Below are 18,619 nucleotides of genomic sequence, written 5' to 3'. Positions count from 1 at the left end.
TGAGGTGGCTGGGGCCCCGATTGTGGTCAGGCCCGCGGCAGCGCCGAATGGCGACTTCAAAAAAACGTCCACGATATGGAACAACGCGAGGATATTGCATTGCAGCATCGGCGTGCCGGTTCTTAGAGTTCACAGGTCGCCGATCAAACCGCAGCGAACGCGCGGTGCCGGTGCCGAACCAGGAGACAAAGAATTGAAAGAACTCATCGCCACCCTCGCCGTGGCCACGTGCGCGGGCCTTGTCGCGCTGCCCGCCATGGCGCAAGACGCCTGGCCCGACAAACCCGTGAAGCTGGTGCTGCCCTATCCGCCGGGCGGCAACGTGGACGGCGCGGCGCGCATCATCAGCGAGCAGCTGCAGGCCGTGTTCAAGCAGCCCTTCATCGTGGACAACCGCCCCGGTGCCGGCGGCATGATCGCCGCGGAATACGCGGCCAAGTCGGCGCCCGACGGCTACACCTTCTTCATGGGCGCGAACGGGCCCATTCTTTTCTCGCCGACTATCTTCAAGCGCAACGCCTACGACTGGAAGAAAGACTTCGCGCCGGTCAGCTCGGTGTCGTTCACGCCGCTGGTGCTGCAGGTGCACCCTTCCACGCCCTACAAGACCGTGGCCGACCTGGTGGCCGAAGGCAAGAAGCCCGGCAACACGCTGACCATGGCCTCGCCCGGCGCAGGCACGCAGAACCACCTGGTGAGCGAGTACCTGCAGCGCGAAAGCGGCGCGCACTGGACCACGGTGCACTACAAGGGCAACGCGCCGGCCACCACCGACCTGCTGGGCGGCCAGGTGCAGTTCAACTTCGACCAGATCTCGGTGGCCGGCCCCTTCATCCAGCAGGGCCGCACGCGCGCACTGGCCGTCACGTCGCCCAAGCGGCTGCCGCAGCTGCCCGACGTGCCGACGCTGCAGGAGTCGGGCTTCAAGGACTTCAGCACCGAGACCTTCACCGGCATCCTCGCGCCGCGCGCGACGCCCAAGGAGATCGTGGCGCGCCTGTCCGAGGCGCTGCAGAAGATCCTCGCGGACAAGGCTGTGCAGGCGCGCTTCCAGACGCTGGGCTCCGAGGCCCGCGGCAGCACGCCCGCGCAGTTCGCCCAGTTCCTGACCAAGGAAGACGCGCGGTGGATGCCCGTGATCAAGCAAGCCAACATCACCGCCGAATGAACGCCATGACGCCCACCGCCACGCCAGCCACATTGGCCGCGGCCTCCGTGCGCACCAGCATCTACATCGACGGCTTCGGCCACAAGAACCCGATTCCGGCGGCCTGCCGCGTCGGCCCGCTGCTGGAGAGCGGCAGCATCCAGGGCAACGACCCCGCCACCGGCAAGCCGGCCGACACCATCGAGGCGCAGTGCCACTTCATGCTCGACAACGTGCGCCGCATCGTCGAGGCGGCGGGCGGCGGCACGCAGCACATCGTGAAGCTCACCGTGTGGATGAAGGACCGCAGCCAGCGCCCCGCGCTCAACGTGCCCTGGCTGGAGATGTTCCCCGACGCCGCCTCGCGACCCGCGCGCCACGCCATCGTCGCGCCCGAGCTCGACATGGGCAAGCTGGTGGAGTGCAGCTTCACCGCGTGGATCGCCTGATTTCCCACCACCCATTCAAGCGCCTTCAGAAGCCACACATGCCCGACTACCTCCCCTTCGACCCCCATCCGCGCGCGCCCGTGCCGCTGCCGCCCGCGCTGTCGTGCGACAGCCAGTTCCACGTGTTCGGCCCGCGCGAGCAATACCCCGTGCGCCCCAACGCCGCCTATGAAATGCCCAGCGCCACCTGGCAGGTCGCGCAGAACCTGCACGCCACGCTGGGCATCGCGCGCGGGGTGATCGTGCAGGCCACCACCTACGGCGCCGACCACACGGTGGTGCTCGACGCGCTCGAGGGCCTGAACGCCGGCGGCCCGCGCCGCTACATGGCCTGCGCCAACGCCGCCGTGCTCACCGAGCGCGACGACGCCTACCTGCACAAGCTGCACGACGCCGGCGTGCGCGGCGCGCGCTTCACCCGCGGCGGCCTGGGCATCAGCCTGAGCGCGGCCGAGCAGGCGCGCGCCTTCGCCCGCGTGAAGGAGCTGGGCTGGTACGTGAAGGTGCAGCCCGAGCCCCACGGCATCGCCGAGCAGCTCGCCACCTTCGAGTCGCTCGACGTGCCCGTGCTGCTCGACCACATGGGCCGCGCCGACCCGGCGCGCGGCGATGCCGACGCGAGCCTCGCGCGCATGCTCGAACTGCTCGGGCGCGGCAACTTCTGGGTGATGCTGTCGCTGTCCGAGAAGCTCTCGAAGACCGGCGAGCCCTGGAACGACGTGGTGCCGCTCGCGCAGCGGCTGATCGCGGCCGCGCCCGACCGCTGCGTGTGGGGCAGCGACTGGCCGCACCCCGTGTCGGTGAAGCAGCCGCCCAACGAGGGCGCGCTGCTGGAGCTGCTCTACCGCTTCGCGCCCGACGCCGCCGTGCGCCAGAAGATTCTTGTCGACAACCCCGCCCGCTTCTTTGGATTCGAGACCGCATGAAACTCATCAGCTACCTGCACGGCGGGGCCTCGCACTGGGGCTGCGTCATCGGTGACGGCAACGGCCAAGGTGTGGTCGACCTGGGCCGCCGCCTGCCCGCCTTCGCGTCGGTCTCCGCGCTGCTGGAAGGCGGCGAGGCCGCGCTGGCCCAGGCCCGCCAGGCGGCCGAAGGCGCCGCGCCCGACCACGCGCTGGCCGAAGTGCGCCTCGCGCTGCCCATCGCGCGGCCGCGCCGCGTGTTCTGCATCGGCGTGAACTACGCGCACCGCAACGCCGAGTACAAGGACGGCAGCGACCTGCCGAAGTACCCGAGCATCTTCATGCGCGTGGCCGAATCCTTCGTGGGCCACGGCGAGCCGCTGCAGCAGCCGCTCGAATCGCAACAGCTCGACTACGAGGGCGAGATCGCCATCGTCATCGGCCGCCGCGCGCGCCGCGTGAAGGGCGACGAGGCCCTGGCCTGCATCGCCGGCCTCACCTGCATGAACGAAGGCACGGTGCGCGACTGGGTGCACCACGCCAAGTTCAACGTCACGCAGGGCAAGAACTTCAATGCCTCGGGCGCCATCGGCCCGTGGATCGTCACGGCCGACGAATTTCCGCAGGGCTACGGCGCGCTGCGCGTGCAGACGCGCGTGAACGGCGAGCCGCGCCAGGACGACACCACCGCGCACCTGATGTTCGACTTTGCGTACCTCATCGGCTACCTGTCGACCTTCACCACGCTGGAGCCCGGCGACATCATTGCCACCGGCACGCCGACCGGCGCGGGCATTCGCTTCGACCCGCCGAAGTTCCTGCAACCGGGCGACGTGGTCGAGGTCGAGGTGAGCGGCGTGGGCGTGCTGCGCAACGGGGTGCGAGCCGAGCAGGCCGAAGGAGCCGCCGCATGAGCCTGGACGCCAGCACCCTTTCTCAGGCCGCCCAGCGGCTGGAGCAGGCGCAGCACACACGCGTGGCCTGCCGCCAGTTCTCGCTGGACTACCCCGACATGAGCATCGACGACGCCTACGCGATCCAGCATGCGTGGATGCAGCTCAAGCTGCGCAACGGCCGCACGGTGAAGGGCCACAAGATCGGGCTGACCTCCAAGGCCATGCAGCGGGCGGTGAACATCGCCGAGCCCGACTACGGCACGCTGCTGGACGACATGTTCTACCGCGACGGCGCGGTGATTCCGACCGAGCGCTTCCTGCAGCTGAAGATCGAGGCGGAGCTGGCCTTCGTGCTGGCGCGGCCGCTGTCGGGGCCCGACTGCACGCTGTTCGACGTGCTCGACGCCACCGCCTACGTGACGCCCGCGCTCGAGATACTCGACGCGCGCATCCAGCGCGTCGACCCCGAGACCCAGCGCACGCGCAACGTGTTCGACACCATTTCCGACAACGCGGCCAACGCGGCGCTGGTGCTGGGCGGGCGGCCCTTCAAGCCGGCGCTGGTCGACGCGGACATGCGGCGCATCGGCGCCATCGTGAGCCGCAACGGCGAGGTCGAGGAGACCGGCCTGGCCGCCGGCGTGCTCAACCACCCGGGCTACGGCGTGGCGTGGCTGGCCAACCGGCTGCACCGCTTCGGCGTGACGCTGGAGGCCGGGCAAGTCATTCTGGCGGGCTCGTTCATCCGGCCGATCGAGGTCGGCAAGGGCGATACGGTGGTGGCCGACTATGGCGATTTCGGCACCGTGTCATGCCACTTCGGTTGAGCGCGGTGAATGCCATGCCGGTGCCGGCGAACCATTTCAAGCGTGCGCTCGCGGCCGGCGTGCCGCAGATCGGCCTGTGGTCCACGCTGCCCGACCCCTATGTGTCGGAGATCGTCGCGGGCGCGGGTTTCGACTGGGTGCTGCTCGACACCGAGCACACGCCCACCGACGTGCCGCACATGCTGCACCAGCTGCAGGCGGTGAGCGCGGCGGTGCCGGCCAACGCCGCGCGGCCCACCTCGGCCGTGGTGCGGCCCGACTGGAACGACACGGTGCTCATCAAGCGCTACCTCGACATCGGCGCGCAGAGCCTGCTGCTGCCGTTCGTGCAAAGCGCGGCCGAGGCGCAGGCCGCCGTGCGCGCCACGCGCTACGCCCCGCACGGCGTGCGTGGCATGGGCGGCTCGACGCGGGCCTCGAACTTCGGGCGCACCCGCGACTACGTGGCCGCCGCGCAGGACGAGCTCTGCGTGCTGGTGCAGGTGGAAACACGCGAGGCGCTGGACCACCTCGACGAGATCGTGGCGGTCGACGGCGTGGACGGCGTCTTCATCGGCCCGGCCGACCTCTCGGCGAGCCTGGGCCACCCGGGCGACCCGGGGCACCCGGAGGTCAGGGGCGCGATCGACGACGCGATACGCCGCATCCGCGCCGGCGGCAAGGCGCCCGGCATCCTGATGCTCGATGAGGCGAGGGCGCGCGAATGCCTGGACCTGGGCGCGCTCTTCGTGGCGGTGGCGATGGACCTGCAGATACTGGCGCGCGGCGCCGAGGCGGCGGCGGCGCGCTTCCAGGCGCGCAACGCGGATGCGCGTTCGGGCCCGGTCGCGTACTGACCGGCCCGCGCTCAGCCTGCGTTGAGTCGCCGCCAGCGCGCCGGCGAAGTGCCCATCTGCGCGGAGAACACCCGCGTCAGATGGCTCTGGTCGGCAAAGCCGCAGGCCGCGGCGATGTCCACGATCGGCAGGTCGGCCTGCGCCAGCAGGCGCCGCGCCGCCTCCACGCGCTGCGACACCAGCCACGCATGCGGCGTCTGGCCCGTGGTCTGCTTGAAGGCCTTGCTGAAATGGCCGCGCGACAACGCGCACTCGCTCGCCACCTCGGCCAGCGACACGTCGCCCGCCAGGTGCTCGATCAGGAAGGCCTTGGCGCGCCGCTCCTGCCAGGGCGCCAGCCCGCGCAGCTCGGCGTTGGCCGCGCCGGCCACGCCGCCGTAGGCGTGCAGCACATGCGCCTTCAGCGCCAGCGTAAGGTGGTCGACGAACAGCCTGCTCGCCGTTTCGGGCCGCAGCAGCGCGGGTAGCATGGCCCGGCCGATGTTCGCCACCACCGGGTCGAGCGTGCCGGCCTCGCAGCGCAGCGCGGCCACGCGCGGCACGTGCATTTCTTGCGCGAACGAATCGAGGGTGGCGCGCGGCATGTGGAACAGCATCGAATGGAACGGGCTGAACACGTAGGCCGAGGCGCATTCGCTCAGGTCGGCGATGTGCAGCGCGCCTTCGTGCTGCAGGCCCAGCCGCAGCGTGGCGCCGCCCTTGCAGATGCTGCGGCTGCCGCCGGAGTCGATTTCCACGCTGAGCACGAAGGCGTCTTCGCTGGGCAGCGGCGGCAGCACGAACAGGTGCGGTTGGTCGTAGTGCATGCACGCGATGCCAAGCTCCGAGCCCCAGCGCGAGGTGCTGACCAGCGAGGGCACGGCATCGATGCCGTACTGCCTGGCCAGGTGCTGGCCGAAGCGGTTGTCTTGGCAGGTGGGCGTCGGCATGCGGCGCATGTTATGCCCGCCAGCCTGTCCTGTGATGACACGGGGCATCGCCGGGCGCCGGTTTCGGTCGCAGGCCAGCTCCGGCCTGGCTGCCATCGCCCTTTGCAGATACCGTGGGGCACCGGCCGGCGCCGAACGAAACCTTTCAGCGACGGCCCGCCCTCTTCTTCTGCTCGCGGCATTGTTTTTCCAGCGGCCCGTCGTCTCCGCCCGCGTCCAGCCCGGCATAAACGCCGCAGGGCCAATCGAGCCGGGTGAGGTACCAGTACGGCGGCTCGCTGGCGCAGATGTCCATCTCGCGGACCTTCCATTGGCCCGCGGACTTCTTCAGCACCACCCACAGCATCTTGTCCAGGTCCGGATGGCATTCGGTCTTCGCCCAGTCGGGCGAGCCGCCTGAAGGCGACACCAGCTCGCCGGTCAGTACCGCCCAGCCGGCGTCCACGTTCAACACGCCGACCTTGATCCTGACGGGCTGCCCCGCCTTGCCGGCCGCCACCGGGCGGGCCGCGTCGAGCACCGCGCGCCGCTCGGCGGCGTCCATGGCGCTCGCCGGAGCGACCCACATGGCGACAAGCGCGAGCAGGCCGAGAAGCGCCGCGCGCCATTCGAAGACACGGCGCTTCATGCACCACGCACCCCGGCGATCTTTGCGCCCACACTTCCAACTCGAATTCATCTCTTGCATCTCCCTGCGTTCGGGCCTGTCCAGAATCGACAACGGGCCACCCCCTCGCAGGGGTGGCCCGTGAAGCGGTCAGCCTGAAACTGACTTGCTGAATTACTTCTTGTCGCCGCCCGGCACCTTGCCTTCCACGCCCTTGACGTAGAAGTTCACGCCCGACAGGAACTTGTCGTCGGCCACGGCGTCCTTGGCGACCACTTCCTTGCCGTCCTGGCCCAGGATCGGGCCCTTCCAGATCACGAAGCTGCCGTCCTTCAGGCCCTTCTTCACTTCCTCGACCTTGGCCTTGGCTTCGGCAGGCACGTCTTCGGCGATCGACACGAGGTCGATGGCGCCTTCCTTCACACCCCACCACGCCTGGCCGGTGGCCCACTTGCCGTCCAGCGCTTCCTGCGTGGCCTTGATGTAGTACGGGGCCCAGTTGATGGTGGCCGAGGCCAGGTGGGCCTTGGGACCGTAGGCGGTCATGTCGGAGTCCCAGCCGAAGGCGCGCTTGCCCTTTTCCTGCGCGGTCTTCAGCACGGCCGGCGAGTCGGTGTTCTGGAACAGCACGTCGGCGCCGCCGTTGATGAGGGCGGTGGCGGCTTCGGTTTCCTTCGGCGGGCTGAACCACTCGTTCACCCACACGACCTTGGTCGTGATCTTCGGGTTGACCGACTGCGCGCCCAGCGTGAAGCTGTTGATGTTGCGCAGCACTTCGGGAATGGGCACCGAGCCGACCACGCCCAGCGTGTTGCTCTTGGTCATGGCACCGGCGATCACGCCGGCCATGTACGCGCCTTCGTACGTGCGGCTGTCGTAGGTGCGCATGTTCTCGGCCGTCTTGTAGCCGGTGGCGTGCTCGAACTTCACGTCCTTGCTGTCGGCCGCGACCTTCAGCATGGGTTCCATGTAGCCGAAGGTGGTGCCGAAGATGAGCTTGTTGCCCTGGCCGACCATGTCGCGGAACACGCGCTCGGCGTCGGCGCCTTCGGGCACGCTTTCGACGAAGGTGGTCTTGATCTTGTCGCCGAATTCCTTCTCCAGCGCCTTGCGGGCGTTGTCGTGCGCGAAGGTCCAGCCGCCGTCGCCGACCGGGCCGATGTACGCGAACGCCACGTTCAGCGGCGCTGCCGGTGCCGGCGCGGCCGCGGCGGGTGCCGGAGCCGGTGCGGGCGCCGCTGCCGGTGCTGCCGCTTCTTCTTTCTTGCCGCAGCCGATCAGGGCCGCCGAAGCGACCGCCGTGAGGGCGGCCAGCTTGAGCAGGGAGCGCTTGTTCAGATCATTCATTGTCGAAAATCCTCAAAAAAGGACGGGTTGGCGGAAAAACGAAAAACGCGATTATGAGCCGGGGTAGAACGGTTTCCCGATGGAAGCCGGCATGTTCGCGCGGATGAACGCGGGGTTGCGCGAGATCAGCGCCAGCACCACGATGGGCGCGATGTACTGAAGCATGCTGAGGAACTGCGCCGGCACGTCGACGCCGCTGCTCTGCAGGTGAAAGCCCAGCATCGACACGCCGCCGAACAGGTATGCGCCCAGCAGCACGCGCATCGGCCGCCAGGTGGCGAAGGTGGTGAGCGCCAGCGCGATCCAGCCGCGCCCCGCCACCATGCCCTCGACCCACAGCGGGGTGTACACGGTCGACAGGTAGGCGCCCGCCAGTCCGCACAGCGCGCCGCCGGCAATCACCGCCAGGAAGCGGATGCGCCGCACCGGGTAGCCCAGCGCATGCGCCGACTCGGGCGACTCGCCGACCGAGCGCAGCACCAGCCCGGCGCGCGTGCGGTACAGGAACCAGATGAGCCCCACGGTGAGCACCACCGCGAAATACACCATCGGGTGATGGCGGAACAGCGCCGGGCCCACCAACGGGATGTCGCTGAGCACCGGAATCGCGTAGGACACGCTTTCGGGCAGCTTGGCCTGCACGAAGTTGATGCCGGCAAAGGCCGAGAAGCCCACGCCGAACAGGCTCAGCGCCAGGCCGGTCGCGTACTGGTTGGTGTTGAGCCAGATGACCAGCACGCCGAAAAAGACCGCCAGCAAGGCGCCCGCCGCCATGCCGGCCAGAAAGCCCAGCCAGGGGTTGTGCGTGACGACCACGGTGGCGAAGCCCGCGATGGCCGCGCACAGCATCAGGCCCTCGGCGCCCAGGTTGACGATGCCGGCCTTTTCGTTGATGAGCAGGCCCAATGCGGCGATGGCGAGCACGGTGCCCGCGCTCAGCGTGGAGCCGAGCAGGAGTGCGTAGCTTTCCATGGTCAGTGGCTCCCTTCGGTGACGCTCGCGACAGGCGCGGTGATCGGTGTGCTGGCCTGCAGCGAGGCCGTGCCGGCGGTGCTGGCCGCGGCGGCCTTGGCGGCCGCCTTGCGCCGGATGCGGTAGGCAATGAGCGTGTCGCAGCCCAGCAGCGTGAACAGCAGCAGGCCCTGGAACACGCCGGTGAGCGACTTGGGCAGCCCCAGGCGCGACTGTGCGAGCTCGCCGCCGATGTAGAACATGCTCATCAGGATCGCCGAGAAGATCATGCCCACCGGATGCAGCCGCCCGACGAAGGCCACGATGATGGCCGCGAAGCCGTAGCCCGCGGGCACGTACGGCGTGAGCTGGCCCAGCGGGCCGGCCACTTCGAGCGCACCGGCCAGCCCGGCCGCGCCGCCCGAGGTGAGCAGCGCGATCCACACCGCGCGGCGCGCCGAGAAGCCGGCGTAGCGCGAGGCCGCCGGCGCCAGGCCGCCCACCTGCTGCGCGAAGCCCGCGCGCGTGCGGAACAGGAACACCCACAGCGCGCCCGCCCCCACCAGCGCGATGACCAGCCCGATGGTCACCCGCGAGCCCTTGAACAGGCGCGGTATCTGCGTGACCGCCTCGAAGGTCTTCGACTGCGGAAAGTTGTAGCCGTTCGGGTCTTTCCAGGGCCCGTAGACCATGTAGCCCAGCAGCAGCGTGGCCACGTAGACGAGCATCAGGCTCACCAGGATTTCGTTGGCGTTGCACTTGTCGCGCAGGAACGCGACGATGCCCGCCCACACCATGCCGCCCAGGATGCCCGCGACCAGGATGGCCGCCACGATCCACTGGCCGGTGTTCTTGTCGGCCAGCAGCGCGACGCCGCCCGCCGCGATGGCGCCGAACACGAACTGCCCCTCGGCGCCGATGTTCCACACGTTCGAGCGGAAGCACACGGCCAGCCCCAGCGCGATGATGAGCAGCGGCGTGGCCTTGACCATCAGCTCGCCGATGGCGTAGCCGTTCTTGATGGGTTCGTAGAAGAACACCAGCAGGCCCTTCACCGGGTCCTTGCCTAGCGCGGCGAACAGCGCCACGCCGATGAGCACGGTGATCAGCAGCGCCAGGATCGGAGAGGCGTAGCTCCAGAAGCGCGACAGCTCCGGGCGGGGTTCGAGCTTAAACATGGGCTGCTTCCTTGGTGGCGGGGGCCGCGCCTGCGGCGTCCCACAGGCCGCTCATCCACTCGCCGACCTGCGGCAGCGTGGCCGCGGCGCGGTCGATGGACGGCGACAGCCGGCCCTTGGCAATGACGTGCAGGCGGTCGCAGATGTTGAACAGCTCGTCGACCTCCTCGCTGATGACCAGCACGGCGCAGCCGGCGTCGCGCAGCGCGAGTATTTCGGCATGGATGAGCGCGGCGGCGCCCACGTCCACGCCCCAGGTCGGCTGCGAGACGATGAAGAGCTTGGGGTTGGCGTCGATCTCGCGCCCGACGATGAACTTCTGCAGGTTGCCGCCCGACAGCGAGCGCGCCGCCGCCTTGGGGCCGCCGGCCTTGACCTTGAAGCGCTCGATGATGCCCCTGGCCTGGCGCTCCAGCGCGCCGGTGCGAATCCAGCCGCCCCGGCCCACCGCGTCGCTGCGCGTGAGCAGCAGGTTGTGCGCAAGGCCCAGCGTGGGCACGGCGCCGCGGCCCAGCCGCTCTTCCGGCACGAAGTGCAACCCGAGTGCGCGGCGCGCGCGCGGGCGCAGCCGGCCGGCCGGCTTGTCGAACACCCGCACCATGGCGGCCTCGGCGCGCACGTCTTCGCCCGACAGCGTATACAGCAGCTCGCGCTGCCCGTTGCCCGACACGCCGGCAATGCCGACCACCTCGCCCGCGCGCACGTCGAACGAAATGCCGTCGAGGTCCATGCCGAACTGGTCTTCACGCGCCAGCGACAGCCCCTGCACGCGCAGCGCCACGGCGCCCGCGTGCATCGGGCGGTGCTGCAGCGGCGGCGGCTCGCTGCCGATCATCAGCCGCGACAGCGACTGCGTGCTCTCGTTCTGCGGATTGCACACGCCCGTGACCTTGCCGCCGCGCAGCACGGTGCAGGCGCTGCACAGCTCCTGGATCTCGTGCAGCTTGTGGCTGATGTAGAGAATGCTGCAGCCCTCCGACGACAGCTTCTTCAGCACCGTGAACAGCTTGACGACGGCCTGCGGCGTGAGCACCGAGGTCGGCTCGTCGAGGATGAGCAGCTTGGGGTTGGTGAGCAACGAGCGGATGATTTCCACCCGCTGCATCTCGCCCACCGACAGCGTGTGCACCGGGCGCGCGGGGTCGATGTCGAGCCCGTATTCGCTGGCCTTGGCCGTGATGCTGCGCGCCACCTCGGCCAGCTGCAGCGACTTGTCCAGCCCCAGCCACACGTTCTCGGCCACGGTGAGGGTGTCGAACAGGCTGAAGTGCTGGAACACCATGCTGATGCCCAGTGCCCTGGCCTGCTGCGGGTTGCGCAGGTTGACGGCCTGGCCGTCGAAGGTGACGGTGCCTTCATCGGGCTTGACCGACCCGTAGATGATCTTCATCAGGGTCGACTTGCCGGCCCCGTTCTCGCCGAGCACGGCATGGATTTCGCCGGGCGCGACCGACAGGGAGATGTCGCTGTTGGCCACCACCGCGGGGTACCGCTTGGTGATGTGCGCGAGCTGGAGTCTGGGGGTTGTCATGCCGGTTCTTCGTGGGTTGTCTCGTTCAACATCGACGGGGGCGGTGTACAGCTATAAGTTTAATAGCGTCTCCACCCCCGCCCTTCCCCGGCCGTGGCTCCCCGGAATGCCCGATGGAGCCTCGGTGACAGCGCCTCAGTGGGCGCCGACGTACGCGAACTTGAAGAGGAACACCGCCGCGATGATCCACACCGACACATGCACTTCCCGTGCCCGTCCGGTGAACAGCTTGAGCACCGCGTACGAGATGAAGCCGAAGGCCAGGCCCGTGGCAATCGAATAGGTGAAGGGCATGGCCAGCGCGGTGAGCGCGGCCGGAATCACCTCGGTGGTGTCGTCCCAGTCGAGCTCGACCAGGTCGCGCAGCATCAGGCAGCCCACGAAGAACAGCGCCGGCGCCGTGGCGTAGGCCGGCACCGAGCCAGCCAGCGGCGAGATCATCAGGCAGGCCAGGAACAGCAGCGCCACCACCACCGCCGTGAGGCCGGTGCGCCCGCCCGCCTGCACGCCGGCCGCGCTTTCCACATAGGCCGTGGTGCTCGAGGTGCCCAGCAGCGAGCCCGCGAAGATGGCGCCGCTGTCGGCCAGCAGGGCCTTGTTCATGCGCTCCATCTTGCCGGGCACCAGCAGGCCGGCGCGCTTGGCCACGCCCATGAGCGTGCCGGTGGCGTCGAACATCTCGACCAGGAAGAACACCAGCACCACGTTCAGGATGCCGCCCTTCAGCGCGCCCATGATGTCCAGCTGAAGAAATGTGGGCGCCACCGAGGGCGGCGCCGCGAACACGCCGTGGAACTTGTTGTCGGCCACGAAGAACGACAGCACCGTCACCGCCAGGATGCCGATGAGGATGGCGCCGCGCACCTTGAGCCGGTCGAGCACCACGATGATGAAGAAGCCCAGCGTCGCCAGGATGACCGGCGGCGTGTGCAGGTCGCCCAGCGTGACGAAGGTGGCCGGCGACGCCGCCACCACGCCCGCGCTCTTCAGCGCCACCAGCGCCAGGAACATGCCGATGCCCACGGTGATCGCCGTTCGCAGCGAGTGCGGTATGCCGTCGATGATCAGCTTGCGCAGCCCCGTCACCGTCACCACCAGGAACAGGCAGCCCGAGATGAACACGGCCCCCAGCGCCACCTGCCATGTGTAGCCCATGCCCAGCACCACCACGTAGGAGAAGTAGGCGTTCAGCCCCATGCCCGGCGCCATGGCGATCGGGTAGTTGGCGTACAGCCCCATGATCAGCGTGCCCAACGCCGCGATGATGCAGGTGGCCACGAACACCGCGCCCTTGGGCATGCCCGCGTCGCCGAGGATGCTCGGGTTCACAAAGATGATGTAGGCCATGGTGAGGAAGGTGGTCAGCCCCGCCACCAGCTCGATGCGCACGGTGGTGTTGTGCTCCGCGAGCTTGAACACCCGCTCCAGCAGGCCCGAGCCGCTTGCGCTGCCCACAGCCGCACGCGCAGGCGCGGACTCGACATGCCCCGGCGCGCGGGGCTCGGCGCCTTGCGGCGCCTGTTCAAACGTACTCATTTCGCTTGTCTCCAGCTGTTGTAGTGGCGGTTTTCTTCATCGTTGCCCCGCTCACGACGCCGGCGCGAACGGGGATCTCTCAGGGATCGGAGGTGTCAGGCTCGGCGGCGGGCGGGTGCACCGGGGCCGGCATGGTGGAGAGTGCGGCGCCCGGCGTGTGCAGCGCGGCGCCCGGCGTGTGCAGAGCGGCGCCCGGTGTGTGCAGCGCGGCGCCCGGTGGGCGCAGCGACGCCGCCACGCCCTTGATGCAGTCGCGCAGCCAGCGCGCCGAGCTCGACGAATGGGTGCGCTCGTGCCAGAGCTGGTAGTACATGAGCCGGGGCAGCGCCACCGGGCAGTCGAGGATCTTCAGCGGCAGCCGCGCGGCGAAGCGCTCGCAGTACTGGCGCCCGGTGGTCAGCACCAGCAGGCTGGACGCCACCATGTCGGGAATGAGGCCGAAGTGCGCGCAGCGCGCCGTGATGTTGCGCTGCCGCCCCAGCTCGTCGAGCATCTGGTCGATGATGCCGCGCCCGCCCGGGTGCATGGGCGTGGGCGCGATGTGCTCGGCCGCCAGCCAGGTCTCCAGGTCCCAGCCGCGGCGCACCGCCGGATGGTCCTTGTTGACCAGCGAGACCACCTCGTCGCCGAACAGCCGCGCCATGTGCAGGTCTTCCGGCGGCTTGAGCCAGTTGCCGATGACCAGGTCGACCTGGCCCAGGGCCAGGTGGCCGTGGTAGTCCGAGTCGGGCGAGAGCGCGTGGATCTCGATCTGGCACAGCGGCGCGTCGCGCTTCACCTGCGCCACCAGCATGGGCAGGAACAGCGGGTCCATGTAGTCGCTGGCCGCGATGCGGAAGGTGGTGGCCGCGGACTGCGGGTCGAAGCCGCGCGCGTCCGAGAACAGCATCTCGGCCGCGCGAAGGATGCTCGCGGCCGGCTCGATCATGCGCAGCCCCGCGTCGGTGGGCACCATGCCCGAGCCCGAGCGCACCAGCAGCGGATCGCCCGAGAGCTCGCGCAGCCGCTTCAGCGCGGCCGACACCGCCGGCTGGTACATGCCCAGGCGGATGGCGGCGCGCGAGACGCTGCGGTCGGTCAGCACGGTGTGGAGCACCCGGATGAGATGCAGGTCGATCTTGTCGAAAAGCGCTTGGTCTCTCATGGCTGTTCACACCTTTCTTGTCTGTGCGAACAGTTATACAGCGCGACATTTGGCGAAACCGGGGGGTTGAAGAAAGCTCGGACCGTGCGAGCACGGCCCGCTGTCATTCGGCCGCGGCGCCCTGCACCACCGTGATGGCGCGAAGAATCGACTCGCTCGTGGCCGGCGCCTTCAGCGGCGGATCGACCCGGTGCCCGCCCGCGGCGGACACCGCGTCGCGGATCGCGAAGAACACCGAGAACGGCAGCAGCAGCGGCGGCTCGCCCACGGCCTTGCTGCGGTGGATGGAGTCCTCGAAGTTCTGGCCCTCGAACAGGCGCACGTTGAACACCGGCGGGCAGTCGTTGGCCGTCGGAATCTTGTAGGTGCTGGGCGCGTGCGTGGTGAGCTTGCCGCTTTGCGGGTGCCACACCAGCTCCTCGGTGGTGAGCCAGCCCATGCCCTGGATGAAGGCGCCCTCGACCTGGCCGATGTCCACCGCCGGGTTCAGCGACTTGCCCGCGTCGTGCAGGATGTCCGCGCGCAGCAGCTTCCATTCGCCGGTGAGCGTGTCGACGATCACCTCGCTCACCGCCGCGCCGTAGGCGTAGTAGTAGAAGGGGCGGCCCTGCATCTTGTCCTTGTCCCAGCTCAGGCCGGGCGTGGCGTAGAAGCCGTCGGACCACAGCTGCTTGCGGTCGAGGTAAGCCTCGCCCACCACGGTGCTGAAGGCCAGCGTGCGGCCGTTGACCTCGACCTTGTCGTTGGCGAAGCGCACCTCGCTGGCCTTGCCGCCGTGGCGCTCGGCCGCGCAATCGGCCAGCCGCTCGCGGATCTGGCGGGCCGCGTCCTGCGCGGCCTTGCCGTTCAGGTCGGCGCCGGTCGAGGCGGCCGTGGCCGAGGTGTTGGCCACCTTGGTGGTGTCGGTGGCGGTGACGCGCACGCGCTCGAAGCTCACGCCCAGCTCGTGCGCCACCACCTGCGCCACCTTGGTGTTCAGGCCCTGGCCCATCTCGGTGCCGCCGTGGTTCACCAGGATGGAGCCGTCGGTGTACACGTGCACCAGCGCGCCGGCCTGGTTGAAGTGCTTCACGTTGAACGAAATGCCGAACTTCAGCGGCGCCAGCGCCAGCCCGCGCTTGAGCACCGTGCTCTTCTTGTTGAAGGCCGCGATGTCTTCGCGCCGCGCGCGGTAGTCGCTGCTGGCCTCCAGCTCGGCCACCAGTTCGTGGACGATGTTGTCGGTCACGGTCTGGCGGTAGGGCGTGACGTTGTTCTCCGCCTTGCCGTAGAAGTTGACGCGCCGCACGTCGAGCGGGTCGTGCTTCAGCTCGCGCGCCACCGAGTCCATGATGTTCTCGATGGCGATGGCGCCCTGCGGGCCGCCGAAGCCGCGGAACGCGGTGTTGCTCTGCGTGTTGGTCTTGCCCGAGAAGCCGTGCATCGCCACGTTGGGCAGCCAGTAGGCGTTGTCGAAGTGGCACAGCGCGCGCGTCATCACCGGGCCCGACAGGTCGGCCGAATGGCCGGCGCGCGACACCATGGTGATTTCCGCGCCGAGGATGCGCCCCTCGTCGTCGAAGCCCACTTCGTACTCGTACCAGAAGCAGTGCCGCCGGCCCGTGACCATGAAGTCGTCGTCGCGGTCCAGCCGCAGCTTCACCGGGCGCTGCAGCTGGCGCGCGGCCACCGCCGCCACGCAGGCGAACAGCGCCGACTGCGATTCCTTGCCGCCGAAGCCGCCGCCCATGCGCCGGCATTCCACATGCACCTCGTTCGACTGCAGGTGCATGGCGTGCGCCACCAGGTGCTGCATTTCGCTCGGGTGCTGCGTGGAGCAGTGGATGTGCAGCGCGCCGCCTTCCTTCGGAATGGCGTAGCTGATCTGGCCCTCGAGGTAGAACTGCTCCTGCCCGCCCACGTCCAGCGTGGCCTTCAGGCGCCGCGGCGCCTGCGCGATGGCGGCGCGCACGACGGCCTCGTCGCCCCCGTTGGCGGCACCGCCGCTGCGCACGATGTGCATCGGCGGCACCACGTACTGGCCGCGCTCGTGGGCGGCCTGCGGGGTGAGCACGGGCGGCTGCGCCTCGATGGTCAGCGCGTCTTTTGCCTTGGCGGCGGCGCGGCGGGCCGCGTCGCGCGTCTCGGCGATCACGGCGAACACCGGCTGGCCCAGGTAGCGGATTTCGCCACCGTCGTTCACGGGCAGCAGGATGGGGTCGTCGTGAATGATCGAGCCGCAGTCGTTGGTGCCCGGAATGTCCTCCGCGGTGATGACCGCGACCACGCCCGGCATGGCGCGAATGGCGTCCAGCGACAGCGCCGTCACGCGGCCGTTGGCCGCCGGCGACAGGCCCAGCGCGCAGTGCAGCGTGCCGGCCAGCTCGGGAATGTCGTCGATGTAGGTGGCCTCGCCGGCCACGTGCAGGTGCGCGGACTCGTGCGGGCGGCTGATGCCCACGCGCATGCCGCGCTCGTGGGCCAGCGCCTCGGCGCCCACGTCGATGCGCGCGGCGGTGTTGGCAAGGTAGTCGGCAAAGGCCTCGGCGGGCTGCAGCAGGCGGGCGTCGATGGGTTTGTTCATGGTCAGACGCCTTGCGCGGCTACGTTGGGGGCATGGGGCATCACGCTCCACACGCTGGTTTCTTCCAGCGACAGGGCGTCTTCGGCGCGGGTTTCCAGCCACAGGCGCTGGACGAGGTTCTGCGCCACCAGCAGCCGGTAGTCGGCCGAGGCGCGCATGTCCGACAGCGGCTTGAAGTCTTGCGCCAGCGCCAGCTTGGCGGTGGCCACGCTGGCCTGCGTCCAGGGCTTGCCGAGGATGGCGGCCTCGGCGTTGGCGGCGCGCCGCACGGTGGCAGCCATGCCGCCGAAGGCCAGGCGCACGGCCTTCACCGTGTCGCCGCCTTCTTCGAATTCGATGGCGAAGCCCGCGCACAGCGCCGAGATGTCGCAGTCGAAGCGCTTGCTGATCTTGTAGGCGCGCACCTGGCGGCGCAGCGCCGCATGCGGAATGGCCAGCCCCTGCACGAACTCGCCGGGCTGCAGCTGGTTCTTCATGTAGTCCAGGTAGAACTCGCTCAGCGGCATGCGGCGCACCGTGGCGCCGCGGCGCAGCTCGATCTGCGCGTCGAGCGACATCAGCACCGGCGGCGAATCGCCGATGGGCGAACCGTTGGCCACGTTGCCGCCCATGGTGCCGGCATGGCGGATGGGCGGCGAGGCAAAGCGCAGCCACACGTCCGCCAGGCTGGGCACGCGCGCCACCAGCGTGGCGAAGGCCGATTCGAGCGAGGCACCGGCACCGATGTAGAGCTCGCCGCCTGCATGGCCTGAACTGTCCGCAGCACCCGAACCACCCGCGCGGTCCTCGATGACCTTCATCTCGGCCACGTCGCCCACGTAGATGATGTCGCCCAGGTCGCGGAACTGCTTGTTGACCCACAGGCCCACGTCGGTGGAGCCGGCCAGCAGCTGGGCGCGGGGCTTCTGCTCGCGCAGCGCGGCGAGCTGGGCCAGCGTCTTGGGCGCGTGGAAGTGGTCGATGCGGGCGCCGAGCGGGGCGGCGTAGTCGAGCCCGTCGTTCTTCAGCGCGGTGAGCGCGGCGACCACGGGTTGCGTGTCGAGCCGCACGGCGGGCAGGTCGAACATGCGCTGGCCGGCGTCCAGGATCGGGCGGTAGCCGGTGCAGCGGCACAGGTTGCCCGACAGGTCGTCGGCCAGTTGCTGGCGCGTGGGCTGGGTGCCCTCGGCCTGGTGGTGCTCGTAGGTGGACCACAGCGACATCACGAAACCGGGGGTGCAGAAGCCGCACTGCGAGCCGTGGCAGTCGACCATGGCCTGCTGCACCGGGTGCAGGGTGTGCACGGCGTGGTGCTTCTTGTCGGCGGCGTTTTCAGCGGCCTTGTCGCTCTTGCCGGCCGCGCTGGCCTTGAACTGGCCCTTGAGGTCTTCCACCGTGAACAGCGCCTTGCCGTGCAGCGTGGGCAGGAACTGGATGCAGGCGTTGACGGTCTGCAGGCTCAGGCCGTTGATGGCGCCGGGGACGTCGGTGTTGCCGGCCAGCTCGCCGATGACGACCGTGCAGGCGCCGCAGTCGCCTTCGTTGCAACCTTCCTTGGTGCCGGTGCAGCGGGCGTCTTCGCGCAGCCAGTCGAGCACGGAACGGGTCGGGTGGACGCCGGTGACGTCGACGATCTTGCCGCGATGGAAAAAGCGGATCGGCTGGGCCGGCTGGACCTGCGGAAGTGTGTGGCTGCTGCTCTCGGTGCTCATGCTTTGTGGGGCTCGTGGGGGACCCGTTGTGGGTCAGTCATGGACGTTAGCGACTTGTTCGGTGCCCTGCATACGGGGTCGC

The 18,619-nt window shown here is 69.2% G+C and carries 16 protein-coding genes; 6 read left to right on the top strand and 10 right to left on the bottom strand.

Features of this window, described 5'->3' with window-relative positions:
• Positions 1 to 256 precede the first annotated feature (256 nt).
• The 6 genes from QTI51_RS15700 to QTI51_RS15675 are packed head-to-tail and all read left to right on the top strand — an operon-like array spanning position 257 to position 5,060.
• A complete protein-coding gene (locus QTI51_RS15700; RefSeq protein ID WP_286515725.1) occupies positions 257 to 1,168 on the top strand; it encodes a Bug family tripartite tricarboxylate transporter substrate binding protein in 912 nt (303 codons plus the stop codon).
• A 5-nt stretch (positions 1,169 to 1,173) separates the two neighbouring features.
• Complete coding sequence (locus QTI51_RS15695) at positions 1,174 to 1,596, top strand: RidA family protein (RefSeq protein WP_286514969.1); 423 nt, start codon at positions 1,174 to 1,176, stop codon at positions 1,594 to 1,596.
• Between the two features lie 38 nt (positions 1,597 to 1,634).
• Positions 1,635 to 2,522, top strand: coding sequence for an amidohydrolase family protein (locus QTI51_RS15690; protein WP_286514967.1), 888 nt, complete (start codon positions 1,635 to 1,637; stop codon positions 2,520 to 2,522).
• Positions 2,519 to 3,415, top strand: coding sequence for a fumarylacetoacetate hydrolase family protein (locus QTI51_RS15685; protein ID WP_286514966.1), 897 nt, complete (start codon positions 2,519 to 2,521; stop codon positions 3,413 to 3,415). Before QTI51_RS15690 ends, QTI51_RS15685 begins: the two co-directional genes overlap by 4 nt.
• A complete protein-coding gene (gene hpaH, locus QTI51_RS15680; RefSeq protein ID WP_286514965.1) occupies positions 3,412 to 4,224 on the top strand; it encodes a 2-oxo-hept-4-ene-1,7-dioate hydratase in 813 nt (270 codons plus the stop codon). The genes QTI51_RS15685 and hpaH overlap by 4 nt, the downstream gene beginning before the upstream one ends.
• Before the next feature lie 14 nt (positions 4,225 to 4,238).
• On the top strand, positions 4,239 to 5,060 hold the full coding sequence (locus QTI51_RS15675) for an aldolase/citrate lyase family protein (RefSeq protein WP_286515724.1): 822 nt from the start codon (positions 4,239 to 4,241) through the stop codon (positions 5,058 to 5,060).
• An 11-nt stretch (positions 5,061 to 5,071) separates the two neighbouring features.
• Here QTI51_RS15675 and QTI51_RS15670 read toward each other — a convergent pair whose 3' ends face one another.
• The 10 genes from QTI51_RS15670 to xdhA all read right to left on the bottom strand — a co-directional run bounded on the left by QTI51_RS15670 (position 5,072) and on the right by xdhA (position 18,537).
• Entirely contained in the window at positions 5,072 to 5,989 is a 918-nt protein-coding gene (locus QTI51_RS15670) for an AraC family transcriptional regulator (protein WP_286514964.1), read from the bottom strand.
• Positions 5,990 to 6,134: 145 nt separating this feature from the next.
• Positions 6,135 to 6,617: a hypothetical protein gene (locus tag QTI51_RS15665; RefSeq protein ID WP_286514963.1), complete on the bottom strand. Its 483-nt coding sequence runs from the start codon at positions 6,615 to 6,617 to the stop codon at positions 6,135 to 6,137.
• Positions 6,618 to 6,770: 153 nt separating this feature from the next.
• Positions 6,771 to 7,943: a BMP family ABC transporter substrate-binding protein gene (locus tag QTI51_RS15660; RefSeq protein ID WP_116913370.1), complete on the bottom strand. Its 1,173-nt coding sequence runs from the start codon at positions 7,941 to 7,943 to the stop codon at positions 6,771 to 6,773.
• A gap of 51 nt (positions 7,944 to 7,994) precedes the next feature.
• Positions 7,995 to 8,915 carry an ABC transporter permease gene (locus QTI51_RS15655; RefSeq protein WP_286514961.1) on the bottom strand — a complete coding sequence of 307 codons (921 nt, stop codon included), beginning with the start codon at positions 8,913 to 8,915 and terminating at the stop codon, positions 7,995 to 7,997.
• Between the two features lie 2 nt (positions 8,916 to 8,917).
• A complete protein-coding gene (locus tag QTI51_RS15650) occupies positions 8,918 to 10,072 on the bottom strand; it encodes an ABC transporter permease (protein ID WP_286514960.1) in 1,155 nt (384 codons plus the stop codon).
• Entirely contained in the window at positions 10,065 to 11,603 is a 1,539-nt protein-coding gene (locus QTI51_RS15645) for an ABC transporter ATP-binding protein (protein ID WP_286514959.1), read from the bottom strand. The genes QTI51_RS15650 and QTI51_RS15645 overlap by 8 nt, the downstream gene beginning before the upstream one ends.
• A 135-nt stretch (positions 11,604 to 11,738) precedes the next feature.
• Positions 11,739 to 13,139 (bottom strand): NCS2 family permease, encoded by a 1,401-nt coding sequence (locus QTI51_RS15640; protein ID WP_286514957.1) that lies wholly within the window; start codon positions 13,137 to 13,139, stop codon positions 11,739 to 11,741.
• 79 nt (positions 13,140 to 13,218) lie between these two features.
• Positions 13,219 to 14,283 (bottom strand): LysR family transcriptional regulator, encoded by a 1,065-nt coding sequence (locus QTI51_RS15635; RefSeq protein WP_286514956.1) that lies wholly within the window; start codon positions 14,281 to 14,283, stop codon positions 13,219 to 13,221.
• Positions 14,284 to 14,386: 103 nt separating this feature from the next.
• Positions 14,387 to 16,846, bottom strand: a complete 2,460-nt coding sequence (gene xdhB, locus QTI51_RS15630) for a xanthine dehydrogenase molybdopterin binding subunit (RefSeq protein ID WP_286514955.1) — start codon at positions 16,844 to 16,846, stop codon at positions 14,387 to 14,389.
• 2 nt (positions 16,847 to 16,848) lie between these two features.
• On the bottom strand, positions 16,849 to 18,537 hold the full coding sequence (gene xdhA / locus QTI51_RS15625; RefSeq protein ID WP_286514954.1) for a xanthine dehydrogenase small subunit: 1,689 nt from the start codon (positions 18,535 to 18,537) through the stop codon (positions 16,849 to 16,851).
• Positions 18,538 to 18,619: the final 82 nt, after the last annotated feature.

The sequence above is a fragment of the Variovorax sp. J22G73 genome (assembly GCF_030317035.1).
Lineage (GTDB): Bacteria > Pseudomonadota > Gammaproteobacteria > Burkholderiales > Burkholderiaceae_C > Variovorax.
The sequence above is the reverse complement of the archived record's forward strand: the minus strand, read 5'-3'. Positions and strand labels throughout refer to the sequence as shown.